A 17,741-nucleotide genomic window follows, 5' to 3' on the forward strand; every position below is an offset into this window, starting at 1 on the left:
CGTCGATGTTTTCAAAAACCTACTAAAAACAGGGGTTTAGAGCAGTTTGGCATCGGCTTCAAATTGAAAACCGTTTAAAAGCGATTTGCTGTCCATTTTTCGCTTTCCAGGCAACTGAAGTTCTAACACCTTCATATAGCCACCATTAACCGCTACAAATAAGGCATGCTCTTTAATTTGAATGCAACCAGGTTCTAATTGGTGATGGGCTTCCTCTTTTTCAATTGCAAATAGTTTGACCGTTAATAAATCATCGCCATTTTTGAGATAGCACCATGCCGAAGGGAATGGGTTAAGGCCTCGAATCTTATTGTAAATAGTATCTAAAGGGGCGCTCCAATCGATTTTACAATTATCCTTGTTTAACTTGTAGGCTGTTTTTAATTCGGCAGTTGGCGCCTGTAGGGTGGTGTTCACTTCTCCACTGGCAATGTGGTTTACAGTTTTGAGCACTAGGGCGCTTCCTAGATGCATTAATTTATCATGTAAACTGCCCACAGTTTCATCAGGCTCAATGCTAGTGCTCTCTTGCAGGATGATAGCACCGGTATCAATTTTGTCATCAATAAAGAAGGTGGTGACGCCTGTGGTCGTTTCGCCATTAATAATCGCCCAGTGAATAGGCGCCGCACCACGGTAATTGGGAAGCAATGAGGCATGAAGATTAAAGGTGCCATATTTGGGCATTTGCCATACCACTTGTGGTAACATTCTAAAGGCTACGACAATTTGAAGATTGGCTTGCAAGGCCTTTAATTCTTTTATAAAACCCTCATCCTTTAAATTGGTAGGCTGTAAAATGTTTAGGCCTTTAGATCTAGCAAATTGCTTTACCGCCGACTCTTGTAGTTGACGGCCACGTCCTGCAGGCTTATCAGGTGCGGTAATCACACCTACAATGTTATAGTCATGTTCAATAAGTGTTTTTAGGCTTTCAACAGCAAAGTCAGGTGTGCCCATAAACACAATTTTTAAGGGATCTCTCATGTGTGTTTTAATTTATACAAATTACTTGCCGTTAATTCAATAATCTCATGTTCAAGCAAGGTCTTTAAAACGTCCAAAATTACAGCTTCTTCATGAATTAATTGATTCACCATAGCTCGCGACGAGAGGGGGGTCGTTTCTAAAGCTAAAATTATATCTCGTTGCACGGTTTTAAAGTCTGGCTGTACTTGTTTTTTTTTGGTGAGGCATACCGAGCATATCCCACAATTTACAGTATTTTGCTCACCAAAGTAGTCCAATAATTGAATGCTTTTACAAACACTATCATTATCCACATAGTCAAGCACTGCTTGTAATTGCTGGGCTTTTAATTCGTGTTGCTGCTCCACAATCTTGGCAATTCTATGGATGGTTTTATCGTCTTCACGAGGTTGTAGAAAGGTGATTTCGGAGTCGGTATTGGAGAAACTAAAATCTACCATACCGTCTTTTTCTAGTCGTTTCAAGGATGCGATCACCTCATTTTCGGCCAAACCTGTCTTTTTAGTGATCAGTGCAATATCAATGTTTAAAAGATGCTCAAAAATACCGCCATAGGTTCTTAAAATGGTTTTAATTAGGAGTTCTAAACTGGGATAGGTTTCTAAATACTGAAAGAGGACCATGTTACTAACCTTAAACTGTAACTTGGTACTGTAATTAAATTGCTGTGATAATTTTAAGATACTCGTTCGGTCCAAGACTTGTATGGCATTATAGGCAATTTTAGTGTTGAATTGATAGGTGGTACAAAAGGCATTAAAATTGAATTGATGCGTGGTTAACTCGCCTTCACCATAAGAGATCTGAAAATAATTACAGAGTTTACGATAGATGGTTTTTAGAATATCGACCGTTGGGAGGCTCTTTAAAAACTGATTTTTTAAGCTATTCGCATCAGAAGCGTTTTTCAAGATCACCGCATAGGCCGTTTCATTATTTCGTCCGGCGCGTCCAGCTTCTTGATAATAGCTCTCCAAACTTTCGGGTAAATTGATATGAATAATGGTCTTAACATCGGCTTTGTCAATGCCCATACCAAAGGCGGTAGTGGCCACCATTACTTGCGTGCGATCACTTAACCACGCTTGGAGTCGCTCCTGCTTTTGTGCATTGGGGATACCACCATGAAAAAAGGTGCTCGAGATGTTTTTTGAGGCCAGCTGATTACTCATCTCTACAGCAGCTTTTCGGCTTCTAACATATATGATGGAAGGACCTGGGTAAGCCTTTAATATTTGCTCTATTTTATAGGTCTTATCTTCGGTGTTTAATACCTGATACGCGATATTGGGTCGGTTAAAAGAGGCCTTAAAAACTTTTGGAGAAAGTAGATCAAGCGATTCTATAATATCTGCAATAACCCTAGCCTTTGCGGTGGCTGTAAGGGCAATTAGGTTGACGCTAGGGTGCAGCTGTCTCAAGATGGCAATATGCTTATAGGCGGGCCTAAAATCATTTCCCCATTGCGAAATACAATGGGCTTCATCCACAGCGATTAAGTTTACGGGCATTTGTTCAATACGTTGCTGTACAATGTCCTGCTGTAAGCGCTCTGGAGAGAGGTATAAAAACTTATAGTTACCATAAATGCAATTGTCCAAGAGGGTATCCAGCTCGGCATAGCTGATGCCACTCGTTATGGCCATGGCTTTAATACCTTTCTGGTTGAGGGTATTCACCTGGTCTTTCATCAAGGCAATTAAGGGAGAGACCACAATACATAGCCCATCTTTGATCAATGCCGGAATTTGAAAACAAATGCTTTTTCCGCCTCCAGTGGGGAGTAGCGTAAATACATCTTCATTGTCAAGTACAGCATTAATGATATCCTCCTGCAAAGGTCTAAAGGAACTGTGATTCCAATAGCGTTCTAAAAGGGAGAGCGGATGTGCCATGGTTACAGAATTAAAGCCTCTAGAATGAAATCGGTACGGCGCTCAATGCTCCCAAAAGGCACATCAATTAACTCATACTTAAAACCAGCGTAGGTCTTTAAAAGGTGTTCGTGTATGGCAATGGCCTGTTCAAAGTTTTCGTAGCGTTCGGCATCACTGGTAAAAATGTCTTGCCAAGGAGCAAGTACAAATACCTGATCATAGCGGTGCGTTTGACAAGCTTCATTAAAGGTAGATGGGTAGTCTAAATGAACATAGTCCATATAGGCCAGTACATCTGGAAGCCCACGATCTAAAAATACCTGTTTGGCTTTGGTTTCCCCTGCGGCCTTAAATTGTTGAAGGCGACCTTCTAAAAGGAGTTCGCTAAACAATAAAGGCTCGGTTAAAAACAACTGTTCAACCCCATTGGCACGGGCTTCTAGAGTCACCTGACGTGAAATCTCATCAAAACATACAAAGCCGCGTTGTTTAAGTGCGTTGATGAGTGAGGACTTCCCCGTTCCCGGACCTCCGGTGATGACAATGCGTTTTGTGTTCAAATTGGCAAGATTTTGGATGTAAAATTCGGAATTATATTCATGAATAAAAAATGTAAAGTAAAATGTATCTTTGCAAAATATAAATCCACATATGAGCAATTCACAAAACCCCGAAGAATTTTATAAAAAATTAAGAGCACAATTATATGAAACCGCGAGCTGGCCATCAGAGTATTTGTATAAATTTATTGTACCAACCCGTAAAGATAAGATTGAACAAATAGAAGACCTTTTTAATAATATTGGCGCAGTGATTAATACTAACGAGTCCAAAACTGGTAAATACACCAGTGTTTCGGTGAATGTCACTATGGAAAATCCAGATGCTGTGATTTCAAAATATAAAGAAGTAGCCTTAAAGGTTGAAGGCGTAATTTCTCTTTAAAAATTCATTAGGCTAAGTATTTTTTTGTATTTTGCACACGTGCAGAAGGACTTCATGCCACATTTATAAATACTACACAAAACTTACATGTTAATAGACGATTTAGAATATAATACAGAACGGGAGCATTTAATTATTCCCGAATACGGCAGGCATTTACAGAAAATGATCAATTATGCAAAGCAATTGCCTACCAAAGAAGAACGCAATAAAGTATCAAAAGCCATTATTTCGGTTATGGGAAATCTGCAACCACACTTACGTGATGTGCCAGATTTTCAGCATAAGCTTTGGGATCAGTTATTTATTATAGCCGATTTTGAGTTAGATGCCGATTCTCCCTATGAAAAACCATCAAGAGAAGAATTGCAGGCCAGACCAGAGCCTTTAAAATATCCGCAAAACCATCCCAAGTACCGCTTTTATGGTAATAATATTAAAACCATGATTGATGTTGCTAATACTTGGGAAGATGGTGATCTCAAAGACGCTTTGATTTACACCATTGCCAACCATATGAAAAAGTGCTTTTTAAACTGGAATAAGGATACTGTAGAAGACGATGTTATCTTCAATCATCTACGAGAACTCTCTGGAGGAAAGATTGATTTAAAAGAAAGTGAGGAAGATTTAACCGATGCCACAAGCCTCATGCGCAGTAAAAAGAAGCATAGTTCTGGAGGTAGTTCCAACAAAAAATCCCACCACAAAAAAGGCAACCGTAACCGTAAACGCTACTAAATTTTTTCATGGCAACATTTATCATTGAAGGAGGTCACCAACTCAAGGGTAGTATTCAACCTCAAGGTGCAAAAAACGAAGCACTTCAAATTCTGTGTGCAGTATTATTAACGCCCGAACTTGTCACCATTCATAATATTCCTGACATTGTTGATGTCAATAAACTTATCGCTTTATTGCAAAATTTGGGAGTAAAAGCTAATAAAATAGCTAAAGGATCTTATACATTTAAGGCCGATGAGGTTAATTTAAAATATCTTGAATCTCCAGAATTTAAAGTCGATGGCCGTGGGCTGCGTGGGTCTATCATGATTGTTGGGCCGCTTTTAGCCCGCTTTGGTAGAGGTTATATTCCTAAACCCGGCGGTGATAAAATTGGACGTCGTCGTTTAGATACTCATTTTGAAGGGCTCATAAATTTGGGAGCCAAATTTAGATATAGCAAGGAAGAACAATTTTACGGTGTTGAGGCCAAGCGTCTTAAAGGCACCTATATGTTGCTAGAAGAAGCCTCCGTAACCGGAACCGCCAATATTGTGATGGCAGCGGTTTTAGCAGAAGGTACAACCACTATTTACAATGCTGCCTGCGAACCTTATTTGCAGCAATTATGTAAAATGCTGAACCGAATGGGCGCCAAAATTTCGGGCGTAGGTTCGAATATGTTAACTATTGAAGGTGTAGAAGCCCTTGGCGGTACAGAGCACCGTATGTTACCCGATATGATTGAAATTGGTAGTTGGATTGGACTTGCGGCCATGACCAAAAGCGAACTGACTATTACTAACGTAAGCTGGGATGATTTGGGAGTTATACCTAATGTATTCAGAAAACTAGGAATTACAGTTGAACGTCAGGGTGATGATATTCATATTCCGGCGCATAAAAACGGTTACGAGATTCAAAGTTTTATTGACGGCTCTATTTTAACCATTGCCGATGCCCCTTGGCCAGGTTTCACACCCGATTTATTGAGTATTATTTTGGTAGTTGCCACCCAAGCTAGAGGAAGTGTTTTAATCCATCAAAAAATGTTTGAAAGCCGTTTGTTCTTTGTAGATAAATTGATCGATATGGGCGCCAAAATTATTTTGTGTGATCCACATCGTGCAACCGTTATTGGTCATGATTATAAATCGACTTTAAAGGCAACTACGATGACCTCTCCCGATATTAGAGCTGGAGTTTCCTTACTCATTGCAGCCTTATCTGCTAAAGGAACGTCAACCATCCATAATATTGAACAGATTGATCGAGGTTATGAAAATATTGACGAACGTTTGAGAGCCATTGGCGCTAAAATTAAACGTGTTTAGTTAGAAGATAATTCGCCGTATTGCGATTAATCGTTTTCTAATTCTGCAAGCCGGACCTCTCTAAAATATTGCCGTCCAATCCATGCATTATGACCTGCATCCCAAGTGCTGTTATGAAAATGGTCGGAAAGCCCAGAGGCTGTGGCGCCCCAAGTTCCTGCACTGATAAGAAAATCGGCATCAAAACTGTTTATAGGTTTTTTATTGGTGGCGTATTCTTCATACAACCTTACCGATTCAAGACCTAATTTTCGAGCCACCTTTTGCATGATAAAGGAAGACGTAAGATGATCGGAATGGTCTTCAGGATTACGTTCAGCATTCGTTTCTGCTATATTTAAGGAGACTTGACCTAAACCATTAGATTCATAGTTTAATAGCTCACTTAAGGTAGTTACCAAATCATCTAGAGACTGATATGCTGTACTTTGATCAATTGCTATTAACTCTGGGACAGAACCCTCGTAAAAATATTTTAAACTGCTATGCTGATGCAAAGGATAGCCAACACCAGTATAATTCCCATCGGGTAATCGTAAAAAGTAGGCCACAGCGTTAGCATAACTGTATCGTAAAATGAGATGCCCATTGATTAAGACATGAGTTTTGTTCATGTCAGTACCTTGCTTTAACTGATGGTTTATAGCATTACACATAAACCGAATAGCGCGTAAACTGCCTTCTTCACGCGCTTTATAATAACTTGTACATCCTGTGCCACAGCCTGCATCACCAGCTGTAGTGTGTAAAAATATGACCTTATTTTCTGGATTTTGTAAATCCTTGTAAGCATTTGGATTCATGAATAACTGCCAATCGTCAGGATGTGCAGAAACATAAACTTGGGTGTTTTGTGAATGAAGAAAACCTGTGCCCAAGGCTAGGAACAATAAAATACAGATCATTCGAATCATAAGCAAGGAAGTATTTGTGTTTTAAATAAATTAATTCCCTTTTTGATCAATTGGCGGCGGACCGTCTGGAACCATAGCTTCATACACTTCATCACCTTTTCGTTCTTTGTATTCCGCCTTTACTTTAGCTATGAGTTGAGGTTGCTCAAACAAATCGGCCATAGTCATAGCCATGGCTTTTGAGGCATAGATCATGCCTTTGTGACCAATGCTCATGCCACCACATGCCACTACGGCCCAAGAATGCCACGGTGTATCTTTAGGCGCCGTAGTAACCTTTAAATTGATGTTGGGAACATTCCAACTCACATCGCCCACATCGGTTGAACCACCACCAGGATGCTCTTTAGTGGCTTCTAAAGGATGTATTGCACTGTCCATGCCTATCTGTGGTTTACCGGTCGATTCCTGTATTTTTTTACCAAAGGCAATTTCTTCGTCTGTATAAGTAATGGGGCCTAAAAGTTCTAAATTAGATTGCATGATTTTACCGCCTTCACGATTGACCAAAGTTTCATAGATTCCTGAAATCAAGGAGACTTTATAATCAACATTCGCCATGATTGCGGCTCCTTCAGCCATCTTCTTTAAATGTTCATAAACAGGAAGCATTCCAGAGCGTTTGGTATCTCTTACACGCATCCACAGTCGCGCATAATCGGGTACCACATTTACTACTTGACCACCATCTTGGATGTGGTAATGCATACGAACCGTAGGTTGTACATGCTCTCTGTAATAATTAACACCTGTGGTGTATAACTCAAGAGCATCAGAAGCCGAACGTCCGTTCCATGGGTCAGCTGAAGCATGCGCTGCCTGCCCGTAAAATTCAATCTTAAAATCAACCAAGGCTAAGGTGCTTTGCACATCAGCTTCAATGTTAGCCATAGGGTGCCAGCTAATATTTACGTCAACATCGTCCCAAAGTCCAGCTCGCACCATCCAAATCTTTCCAAAATATTTTTCTTCACTAGGAGTACCAAAGAATTTGACTGTGCCTTTAAAAGTCCCATTTTCTATCTGTTCCTTGATGGCAATTGCGGCTCCTAAACTGGCGGCGCCAAATAAGTTATGGCCGCATCCATGTCCAGGATCACCTTCTCTGATTGGGTTTTTGGTAGGAACGGCTTGTTGTGATAAGCCCGGAAGCGCATCAAATTCGCCTAATACACTAATTACGGGTTTGCCTGAACCATAGGTGGCTACAAAGGCCGTAGGCTCTTCAGCTACGCCACGTTCTACTGTGAAGCCTTGTGCTTCGGCATAGTCTGCCAATAATTTTGAGGATTGATTTTCTTCAAAAGCAGTTTCGGCCAAAGCCCAAATCTCGTCACTGATTTCAATGAGCTTAGCTTTGTGTTTTTCAACAGAGGCAATAATGGCCTTTTTAGTTTTGTTGAGTTTGTTCTGTGAAAAGGAAAATCCAGTAGTTAGAAGTAAGAGGATAATCAGAGTTTTTTTTGCTGTCATTAGGTGATGGATTAAATTTCTTAAAGATAAGATTTATTCCAAAACTATAACACTTATTGAACAGGTGTGATTAATCTAAAGCAGCTTTATAAACCTGTAAACAGCGTTCTCTTGCCATTTTATGTTCCACAATGGGCTGCGGATAGGTGAGTTCTTGATATTCGGGCACCCATTTTTTGATATAGATGTGTTTTTTATCAAACTTATCAATTTGGGTTGTGGGATTAAAGATTCGAAAATAAGGTGTCGCATCTACACCGCTGCCAGCAACCCATTGCCAGTTTCCGATGTTACTAGCTAATTCATAATCATGTAATTTTTCGGCAAAATAGGCTTCGCCCCAACGCCAGTCGATCAATAAATGCTTGCATAAAAAACTGCCAACCAACATACGCACACGGTTGTGCATGAACCCAGTTTGATTAAGCTCCCGCATTCCAGCATCAACCAATGGGTATCCAGTTTTACCTTCGCACCAGGCGTTAAACTCTTCTTCATTGTTGCGCCATTCAATACGGTCATATTTAGGTTTGAAACTTTGGTGGACCGTATGGGGAAAATGCCACAGAATTTGCATAAAAAATTCCCGCCAAATCAATTCTTGCCAAAATATTTCATTAGATTCAGCTATGGCTTTTTTTATCATTTTACGAACACTCACAGTGCCAAATCGTAGGTGTGGACCTAATCTAGAGGTGGCATCCTTTGCCGGAAAATTTCGTTTGGATTCGTAGTCCTGAATAAGAGTAGGTGTTACGGTGTAATCCTCGATACTTTGATTAGACGTTTCAAAACCGATATCTGTCAAACTTAAGTTAGGCAACCGCGAATGTTTTACGAGATTGTTTAGATACGAATTGGTATAGTAAATCTCCAAATCGATAGTTTGGAATTTAGCCTTCCAGGTTTTCATATAAGGCGTATACACCAGATACGGGTCACCATTAGCTTTTACAACCTCGTCTTTTTCAAAAATGACCTGATCTTTGTAGGATTTAAATTCAATATTGTTTTTTATAAGAAATTCCTTTATTTCGGTATCCCGTTGGGTAGCATAAGGCTCATAATCGTGATTGGTAAATACCGTTTTAATAGTATAATCACTAATAAGTTGCTTGAAAATTTCTAAAGGTTTTCCATGGAAAAGGGCTATGCTGCTTTCATGCTCGTCTTGAAGCGTTTGCCTCATAACTTGAAGCGTGTTATGAATAAAGGTCACACGAGCATCATCCTTTGGAAGGTGATCCAAGATAGTGGTGTCAAAAATAAAAATGGGCATTACGGGATATTCCGCATTTAAGGACTTGTAAAAACCTAAATTGTCATCGAGCCTCAAATCGCGTCTAAACCAGAATATGTTAATGGATTGTTTCATTTATAAGTTCCAAATAGCTCTTCCAGTTTTTGAGTTCTGTAATTAAATATTTCTTCTAGTTTAGGCTTCACTAAAATAGGATGTACCATTTGACCTATAAATCCGAGAGGTAATTTATAATCTATGATATCTTCCATTTGCACACCGCCTTCAATTTCTTTTAAAAAATGTTTGTGATGCCAAAGTGCATATGGGCCAAAACGTTGCTCGTCAACAAAATAGTTATGGTCTATAACATGCGTGATTTCGCTTACCCATTTGGTTTTAATGCCTAACACAGGAGTAACCATATACTGAATGATTTGACCTGCATACATAGGCCTATCTGCTCCTGATTCAATATTAAATCCCATATAATCAGGGGTGATTGTTTTTAAGTTTTGCGGATAAGTGAGAAACTCCCATGCACGTTCTAAAGAAATGGGTAAGTTTTGAGTTTTGTGTAAGGTGTAGATTTTCATTAATTATAGAGTAGGATATAGGCATTTAAAGAGGTTGCAATACATAACCAAATCATATACGGCAGCAAAAGATATCTGATATATTTAATAGAATCTATTCTGTATTTAAAGAAAAAATAAAAGAGGACTAGGGTTAGTGCGCCAATAACCAACAGTCCTAAACTTACTTGATGAAGGTTAAAGAACAAATAGTTCCAGATAACATTTAATAATACCTGAATAGAAAACAAGAGGCGTAAATATCTTGAATTATAATCTTTAAAAAGAAATGCTAGATAAATTGAAAAGCAGATCATTATTGTAGTCCATGCGACTCCAAAAACCCATCCAGGAGGAGTCCAAGGTGCTTTATTAAGATCCAAATACCATTGAGAACTAGGGCCATTATCCATTAACCAGCGTCCTAAAGCCAGACCTCCAAAATTAATAATAAGAAACACCACTAAAAATTTTACTATTTTCATTTTAAATGTTTAGTGATTTTACTGCTTAAAATTCTTGATGTTGAAAGGTAATAACCAATTAACTCCCCAGTTTTCCCAACCAGATATTTTTGAAAATTCCACTGAACTTTTGAGCTTGAACTACTATTTTTGTTTTTATCTGTTAACCATTGATAAAGTGGGTGTTGCGCTTTTCCTTTAACGTCTACTTTTTCGGTCAATAAAAAGGAAACCCCATAGTTTTTTTCACAAAACGTCTGTATTTCAGACGCCGATCCTGGTTCTTGACCACCAAATTGATTGCAAGGCACTCCAATAATCATTAATTGGTCTTGATAGGTGTCATATAATTTTTGTAAATCTTCATATTGACCTGTAAAGCCGCATTTTGAAGCCACATTAACAAATAAGATGTATTTCCCTTTAAATTCTGAAAGGTTAATAGATTCTCCGTTTAGGGCATTTATTTTGATGTCATAAATGGATTCTGATGGTTGGTTTTTTGACGTTGCAGTGTTGGACATTGAAAACATAAGGTACGATAGTATTAAAAAATTGATGGTTTATAGTTTAAAGGTAACAATGCCGCAATCCATTTCAAAGACTTGACCTGAAATTGAGGCTGCTTTTTTTGATAATAAGAAATCGGCCATTCCAGCCACTTCTTGTGGGTTTAAATATTTTTTTAACGGATGTCTGTCGGTTATGGCGTCTTTCATCTTGTCATTTCGAAGTAATTTTGATGCTAAATCGGTATTAGTAACCGTTGGTGCAATGGCATTAATACGAATGGTTGGAACTAGCTCCGCTCCCAAGGATTTAACCAAGCCCTCAACTCCTGATTTCGCGGTAGCAATGCTAGCATGAAAAGGCATTCCTAATTTAGTAGCTACAGTACTAAATAGAAGGATAGAGGCCTCTTTTCCATTTTTTAAACTGGGTAAATAGTTTTGTATGCTCTTCACCGCTCCGAGCACATTGATTTCAAAATCGTCTCTAAAATCATCAAGATTTAATCGGGAAATTGGTTTGAGATTAATACTACCGGGGCAGTAAATGAGGCCGTCTGCTGTTTCAATAACAGGCAAGTCGTCTATAAGTACATCACAGCTGTGATGCTCTAAATTTTGATGACTTATACGCGGATAATTTCTGCTGATATTGATTACCTTATGCTTAAGGAGTAACATATTAGTAATGGCCCTTCCAATACCTCTACTGCCTCCAATGATAATAAATGTTTTCATTTGTGTATTGTATTCAAATTATTAAACGGTAACTAGTTTTTTAATCATTCCATTGAATATCATTCCATGAAATGGAAGTACGCTATACCAATAAAGACGCCCCGCTAACCCTCTAGGTCTAAACGTTGCCGTTTGTTTTAAAATGCCGTCTTCAATTACAAATTCTAACCAGGCTTCTCCTGGTAATCGCATTTCGGCATAGAGTAGAAGTTTTTGTTTGGATTTGTCAGCAAAAATAACGCGCCAAAAGTCAAGGGCATCTCCTGCCTGTAATTCGGTTGGACTGGTTCTTCCTCGACGTAATCCAATACCTCCGACTAATTTATCGATGTAACCTCTAAATTTCCATAGAAAATTGGCATAATACCAGCCATTGTCGCCTCCTATAACCCAAATTTTTTCCATGGTTTTGAAGGGTGATGTTACTTTAGCTGCCTTATGGTCTTTATAACATCCGTAGGTAGGTACATTGACATACTTATGTAGACTATTTTTTAATCGTCCGCTGCTAACCATAGAGTCTTTCCAACTAGAAATAATACTATTTTGTTCAATTTTTTCAAAAGCATGTCTAACGGCTTCCTTATAAGAAATAGGTTGAATACCTAAAAAGCTGTTAATGGCACTAGGTTTTCCAATAATTTGTACTCCCATACTATCAACCAAGGTTGTAGCTAATTTGTATGAAGTTGAGGTTACAAAATATAACCAATAGGACGATAATTTTGGTGTCATTACAGGAACCGTAAGGATATAACGTTTTAATTGGCGAACATCGGCGAATTGTAATAACATTTGCTTGTAGGTTAATACTTCAGGTCCAAAGATGTCGTAAGACGAATTATACAGTAATTTGTTCCCAACAGCTTTGGAGAGATATGACAAAACATCCCTAACAGCTATTGGTTGTGTTTTTGTATTTAGCCATTTTGGGGCAATCATTACGGGTAATTTTTCTACTAAATCTCTAATAATTTCAAACGACGAACTACCTGAACCTACAATTATTCCTGCTTTAAAAATAGTAGTGGCGTAGAAATGGGAATGCAATAATTCTTCAACATTTTTTCTTGATTGTAAGTGTTTGGAGAGACGATCTTCGTTAGTAATGCCACTTAAGTAAATAACTTGGCGTACCTGTGTAGTTTCTATATAAGCTTTAAAATGTTTGGCGCAAGTCTCTTCCAAGGTTTCAAAATCTTTAGAAGAATTAGACATAGAATGAATGAGATAGTATGCTACTTCAATGTCCTTTGGGATATTTTTTAGGGTTTTGGGCTTCAAAAAATCGGCTTCTACAATGTCTATATGATCCTCCGTTAAATAGTTGCGATCAGCCCTTAGTTGATCTCTTACTGCACAAACAACATGATGACCCTCGTTTACTAACAATGGTATTAAACGTTTTCCGATATAGCCTGTGGCTCCTGTAACAAGAATTTTCATACTTGAATTTATAATGATATGGCAAAGGAGGGGGTAACAAAGATACAATAATGTTTAACAAAAACTAATAAAAGTTAAACAAAAGTGAATTTTGGGCTTCTATAATTTCAATAGTTATAAGTCATTTTTATTAATATCTTTAGGCAAATTAAGATTGAAACAATGAACAAAAAACCAAGAATAGTGGTGATTGGTGCAGGATTTGGAGGGATAGCCATGGTAAAAGCTTTTAAAAATAAAGCGGTCGACGTGTTATTAATAGATCAAAATAATTATCACAATTTTCAACCTCTAATGTATCAGGTGGCCACAGGAGGTCTAGAACCGTACAGTATTGCTTATCCGGTTAGACGCATATTTAGAGGCTATCCAAATATAAAATTTCGAATGGCTAAAGTCGAGGAAGTGGATTGTGAGTTTAAACTGGTTAAAACAAGCATTGGTGATTTTCCATATGATTATTTGGTTCTGGCGACAGGCAGTGAAACCAATTTTTTCAATTTTGATCCCATTAGAGATCAACTCATGACCTTAAAATCGATTCCTGATGCTTTAAATATTAGAAGCTTTATTTTTCAGAATTTGGAAAAAGCACTGGCCAAGCCAGCTAATGAAACATTAGATGAGATATTAAGTGTAGCTATTGTTGGAGGTGGACCAGCGGGAATAGAGATTGCAGGTGCTTTGGCAGAAATGAAACGTTATGTGATACCAAGAGATTTTCCAGATTTAGATATTTCTAAAATGAAAATTAATTTATATGAAGCCAACAGTAAGTTGTTAAAAGTGATGTCTGAAGAGGCCTCTGCTAAAAGTTTGGCGTATTTATTAGACCTAGGAATAAATGTGCATTTAAATTCTAGAATTAATTCGTACGATGGGGATCAGCTTATTGATGTGGCCGGTAATGTATTTTATACAGATACGGTTATTTGGACCGCAGGTGTTAAAGGGGCTCCCGTTAAAGGACTACCTCTGGATAGTATTGTTCCTGGGAATCGCATAATGGTTGATGAGTTTAACAAAGTAAAGCATACAGATGCTGTTTATGCTATTGGTGATGTTGCCTGTTGTATAACACCCGAAAACCCAAGAGGTTTACCTATGTTGGCTCCCGTAGCCCAACAGCAAGGACGACATTTAGTTAAAACCTTATTAAATCTAATTCATAACAGACCAATTCGAGCATTTAAATATAAAAATCGTGGCTCTATGGCTACTATTGGTCGAAAACGCGCTGTTGTAGATTTACCTCGTTGGAAATTCCAAGGCGCATTTGCCTGGTTTGTTTGGATGTTTGTCCATATTATGTCTTTAGTGGGCTACCGAAATAAAGTAGTGGCCTTTTTAGATTGGGTAGCAAATTACTTTACCTATGACAAACCGCTAGGGTTAATTATTAGACCATTTAAGCGTATGCCATAACTTAAAACCATATCTTACCTATTTTTAAGGTTTTGTTAACAAATAAAGGACCTTACAATTCGTAAATTTATAACCATTAATCTAATCAATAATTCAATTATATTATGAAAAAATTACTATGTATCATTGCTGTGTTGGCAGTATCTTTTACTGTAAATGCACAGATTCAAACACCCGCACCTAGTCCGTCTGCAAAGGTGGAACAAACAGTTGGTTTAACCGATGTCACTTTAGAATATAGCCGCCCAAATATGCGCGGACGTACTATTTTTGGCGATTTAGTGCCTTACGGGAAAGTATGGCGAACAGGGGCCAATGCTCGTACCAAGATAACATTTAGCGATAATGTAACTGTTGGAGGTAAAGAACTTAAAGCAGGTTCGTATGCAATATTTACAATACCTCAAAAGACTTCTTGGGATGTTGTATTTTATTCAGAAACTGGAGGCGGTATTCCATCTGAACTTGATGAAAGTAAGATTGCAGCAAAAGTTAACGCAGAAGTGTATGAAATGCCTATGAAAATAGAAACATTTACCATGACTTTTGATGATCTATCCAGTGGTTCGGCCGTTTTAGGAATGCTTTGGGAAAATGCCTATGTTGGCGTAGAGTTTAAAGTACCTACAGATGCTAAAGTATCGGCAGCTATTGATAAAACTATGAAAGGTCCTTCAGCTGGCGATTATTATTCAGCGGCAGTGTATTATGCCGATGAAGGTAAAGACATCAATCAAGCCAAGACATGGATGGAAAAAGCCATTTCAATGATGGAAACCCCTAGATTTTGGCAATTAAGACAACAGTCATTAATTTATGCCAAAGCAGGTGATAAAAAAGCAGCGATTGAAACTGCAAAAAAATCATTAGCTGGTGCTAAGGAAGCGGGCAATGACGATTATGTTAAAATGAACATGGATTCTTTAAAGGAGTGGGGAGCGATGTAAAATTTATTGTATAAATATTGAAAACGCAACTATTATAGTTGCGTTTTTTTTTGACATCAACTCTCAATATTATTATTAATCGATTAAAATTTAGTATCTTACAGTAATCTCTCCAGCTCTATTATTTGAATTTTATCTTCTTTTATTAGTAAAGCAAAATAACCAACCGGCTTTCCATGGACCAGACGTTTTTAAAGCAGTTAGATGAGCTTATCGAAACCCATTTGGAGGACGAGCAGTTTGGCGTGGAGCAGCTGGCAGATGCAATGAGCTTAAGCCGTTCTCAACTTCACCGTAAGTTAAACAACCTTACAGGAAAGTCTACAAGTCAATATATACGTGAATTTCGATTAGAAAAAGCTATGGAAATGTTGCAGCAAAACGTTGCCACCGCTTCAGAAATAGCGTATCGCGTAGGGTTTAGTAGCCCTACTTACTTCAATACAAGTTTTCATCAATACTATGGTTATCCTCCTGGAGAAGTCAAGTTCAGGATTCCATTGGAAGAAGAAGATGAGAATGAAGTTCAATCTTCAAATGAAACCTATGATACTGTTACTATAAAAAAAAGGTTTTATAATTTGAGAACCTATATTATCGGTGCATTGGCTCTAGTGTTGGTCGTGACTTTTAGTTATTATAATTTCATAACTTCTGAAAAATCAACAACAGAAGAAGAAAATAAACCAGTAATTATACCTGAAAACTCCATAGCCGTATTGCCATTTAAAAATATGAGTGGTAGTCCCGAAAATGAGGCTTTTTGTGACGGTATGACAACAGCCATTATATCGCGGCTTTCAAAAATAAAGGGCATCAATAGAGTAATTTCGCAGACTTCAATGATGAACTACAAGGACCAACAAAAGTCGATGACGGTAATCGCTAACGAATTGGATGTACACTATATATTGGAGTCAGGATTTCAAAAGTTTGGAGACTTAATAAAGATTAATCTGCAATTGATTGAAGGCAATTCAGATAACCTGGTATGGTCTGAAGTATATGAAGGGCAATTTGATTCTATCTTCCAAATTCAGGCTAGGGTTGCTGAAATGGTGGCCAATCAATTAAATGCAGGAATTACCGATTCTGAGAAAATTCAAATCCAGCAGAAAATGACCAACAATATTGAGGCCTATGAAAATTATCTTAAAGCAGAGCACCTACATACGGTATACTCACTAAATAATATTATAGCATCTCGAAAATATTATGAAAAGGCAATAGCATTGGATTCCTTGTTTGTTGAAGCCTATGTTAGATTAGGAACGACTTATGCCTGGGAAGGTTTATGGTTTGGTAATCTTAAAAAGAATGTTGCTGATAGTTTGGCGGCTCCCTATTTTGAGAAGGCTTTAAAAATAGATCCAAATAGTAGAGCCGTTTTGGGTCATTTGTCTGGCAAGAATTTTTTTAATTGGAATTTTAAAGTTGTAGATTCTTTAACCAATGTCATAAAACTAAGTGATCCAGATTATCAGTTTTATTTTTTTGATATCACACAAGGTCGCTTCAAAAAAGTCATTGAAACCTATGATAAGGTCAGAAAATCTTATAATTCTTCCTTTACAGGAGATTTTTGGGTAGTCTATGCTTATTTGTTAGAGGGCCAACCCGATATAGCGTTGGAACTCATGGACGAAGCTTTACAATTTACTCCCTTAAGGGAACAATTTTATGATCACTTTGGTAATGTATATTTGGCCATGGGAGATTATAATATGGCCGTAGATTTGTTGGAAATTGGGCTTCAGATTTCCGACAAACGTCATGCTTCCATGGTAATTCATCTAGCATTGGCAGAGCATTATCTTGGAAATAAGAACAAGTCGTTAAAATTATTAAAAGAGGTAATCGATAGAGCTAATGCGGGAGAACCAAATATCAATGTTATGGTAGCTCATTATTATGCGCGTCTTGGAAAAAATGATGAAGCTTTTAAATGGTTAGACATTGCCTATAAGAAACGTGAAGTCGATTTGATTTGGTTAAAAGCAGATCCTAACCTTAGACATTTAAAGGACGATTATAGATATAAAGACCTAGTCAAAAGAATTGGATTTTTAGATTATTAATTAATTTCTTGGTTATACAATTTATTTATTATAAATAACACATAATCAAATATTTACATGTGT

At 37.7% G+C, this 17,741-nt stretch carries 17 protein-coding genes; 6 read left to right on the top strand and 11 right to left on the bottom strand.

Features of this window, described 5'->3' with window-relative positions; genetic code table 11:
- Positions 1–36: 36 nt before the first annotated feature.
- Genes fmt through ACFO5O_RS04635 form a run of 3 tightly spaced genes read right to left on the bottom strand, consistent with a single transcriptional unit; the run spans position 37 to position 3,427 of the window.
- On the bottom strand, positions 37–987 hold the full coding sequence (gene fmt, locus ACFO5O_RS04625) for a methionyl-tRNA formyltransferase (RefSeq protein WP_387961381.1): 951 nt from the start codon (positions 985–987) through the stop codon (positions 37–39).
- The gene (locus ACFO5O_RS04630) at positions 984–2,885 is read right to left on the bottom strand and encodes a RecQ family ATP-dependent DNA helicase (protein WP_387961383.1); all 1,902 of its coding nucleotides are present in this window, start codon (positions 2,883–2,885) and stop codon (positions 984–986) included. The genes fmt and ACFO5O_RS04630 overlap by 4 nt, the downstream gene beginning before the upstream one ends.
- Before the next feature lie 2 nt (positions 2,886–2,887).
- Positions 2,888–3,427 (bottom strand): AAA family ATPase, encoded by a 540-nt coding sequence (locus tag ACFO5O_RS04635; RefSeq protein ID WP_387961385.1) that lies wholly within the window; start codon positions 3,425–3,427, stop codon positions 2,888–2,890.
- Between the two features lie 91 nt (positions 3,428–3,518).
- On the opposite strand from ACFO5O_RS04635, the gene ACFO5O_RS04640 reads away from it, so the two are divergent.
- The 3 genes from ACFO5O_RS04640 (at position 3,519) to murA (ending at position 5,869) form a co-directional block, all read left to right on the top strand.
- Positions 3,519–3,812 (top strand): DUF493 family protein, encoded by a 294-nt coding sequence (locus tag ACFO5O_RS04640; protein WP_387961387.1) that lies wholly within the window; start codon positions 3,519–3,521, stop codon positions 3,810–3,812.
- Positions 3,813–3,899: 87 nt separating this feature from the next.
- On the top strand, positions 3,900–4,553 hold the full coding sequence (locus tag ACFO5O_RS04645; protein WP_387961389.1) for a DUF4290 domain-containing protein: 654 nt from the start codon (positions 3,900–3,902) through the stop codon (positions 4,551–4,553).
- Positions 4,554–4,561: 8 nt separating this feature from the next.
- Complete coding sequence (murA, locus tag ACFO5O_RS04650; protein WP_387961391.1) at positions 4,562–5,869, top strand: UDP-N-acetylglucosamine 1-carboxyvinyltransferase; 1,308 nt, start codon at positions 4,562–4,564, stop codon at positions 5,867–5,869.
- Between the two features lie 26 nt (positions 5,870–5,895).
- Here murA and ACFO5O_RS04655 read toward each other — a convergent pair whose 3' ends face one another.
- The 8 genes from ACFO5O_RS04655 to ACFO5O_RS04690 all read right to left on the bottom strand — a co-directional run bounded on the left by ACFO5O_RS04655 (position 5,896) and on the right by ACFO5O_RS04690 (position 13,228).
- Complete coding sequence (locus tag ACFO5O_RS04655; protein WP_387961393.1) at positions 5,896–6,783, bottom strand: PIG-L family deacetylase; 888 nt, start codon at positions 6,781–6,783, stop codon at positions 5,896–5,898.
- Positions 6,784–6,813: 30 nt separating this feature from the next.
- Positions 6,814–8,256, bottom strand: a complete 1,443-nt coding sequence (locus tag ACFO5O_RS04660) for an amidohydrolase (protein WP_387961395.1) — start codon at positions 8,254–8,256, stop codon at positions 6,814–6,816.
- A gap of 70 nt (positions 8,257–8,326) precedes the next feature.
- Positions 8,327–9,631, bottom strand: coding sequence for a cryptochrome/photolyase family protein (locus ACFO5O_RS04665; RefSeq protein WP_387961397.1), 1,305 nt, complete (start codon positions 9,629–9,631; stop codon positions 8,327–8,329).
- Entirely contained in the window at positions 9,628–10,092 is a 465-nt protein-coding gene (locus ACFO5O_RS04670) for an SRPBCC family protein (RefSeq protein ID WP_387961398.1), read from the bottom strand. Before ACFO5O_RS04670 ends, ACFO5O_RS04665 begins: the two co-directional genes overlap by 4 nt.
- Positions 10,092–10,556 carry a TspO/MBR family protein gene (locus tag ACFO5O_RS04675; protein ID WP_387961400.1) on the bottom strand — a complete coding sequence of 155 codons (465 nt, stop codon included), beginning with the start codon at positions 10,554–10,556 and terminating at the stop codon, positions 10,092–10,094. Before ACFO5O_RS04675 ends, ACFO5O_RS04670 begins: the two co-directional genes overlap by 1 nt.
- A complete protein-coding gene (locus tag ACFO5O_RS04680) occupies positions 10,553–11,068 on the bottom strand; it encodes a glutathione peroxidase (protein WP_387961401.1) in 516 nt (171 codons plus the stop codon). Before ACFO5O_RS04680 ends, ACFO5O_RS04675 begins: the two co-directional genes overlap by 4 nt.
- Before the next feature lie 30 nt (positions 11,069–11,098).
- Complete coding sequence (locus tag ACFO5O_RS04685; protein ID WP_387961403.1) at positions 11,099–11,782, bottom strand: SDR family NAD(P)-dependent oxidoreductase; 684 nt, start codon at positions 11,780–11,782, stop codon at positions 11,099–11,101.
- A 21-nt stretch (positions 11,783–11,803) separates the two neighbouring features.
- On the bottom strand, positions 11,804–13,228 hold the full coding sequence (locus tag ACFO5O_RS04690; RefSeq protein ID WP_387961405.1) for an SDR family oxidoreductase: 1,425 nt from the start codon (positions 13,226–13,228) through the stop codon (positions 11,804–11,806).
- 162 nt (positions 13,229–13,390) lie between these two features.
- On the opposite strand from ACFO5O_RS04690, the gene ACFO5O_RS04695 reads away from it, so the two are divergent.
- The 3 genes from ACFO5O_RS04695 to ACFO5O_RS04705 all read left to right on the top strand — a co-directional run bounded on the left by ACFO5O_RS04695 (position 13,391) and on the right by ACFO5O_RS04705 (position 17,678).
- On the top strand, positions 13,391–14,653 hold the full coding sequence (locus ACFO5O_RS04695; RefSeq protein ID WP_387961407.1) for an NAD(P)/FAD-dependent oxidoreductase: 1,263 nt from the start codon (positions 13,391–13,393) through the stop codon (positions 14,651–14,653).
- Between the two features lie 104 nt (positions 14,654–14,757).
- Positions 14,758–15,600, top strand: coding sequence for a DUF2911 domain-containing protein (locus tag ACFO5O_RS04700; protein WP_387961408.1), 843 nt, complete (start codon positions 14,758–14,760; stop codon positions 15,598–15,600).
- A 176-nt stretch (positions 15,601–15,776) separates the two neighbouring features.
- Positions 15,777–17,678 carry a helix-turn-helix domain-containing protein gene (locus tag ACFO5O_RS04705; protein ID WP_387961410.1) on the top strand — a complete coding sequence of 634 codons (1,902 nt, stop codon included), beginning with the start codon at positions 15,777–15,779 and terminating at the stop codon, positions 17,676–17,678.
- Positions 17,679–17,741: the final 63 nt, after the last annotated feature.

This window comes from Geojedonia litorea (genome assembly GCF_042654525.1).
Classification (GTDB): Bacteria; Bacteroidota; Bacteroidia; order Flavobacteriales; family Flavobacteriaceae; genus Geojedonia; species Geojedonia litorea.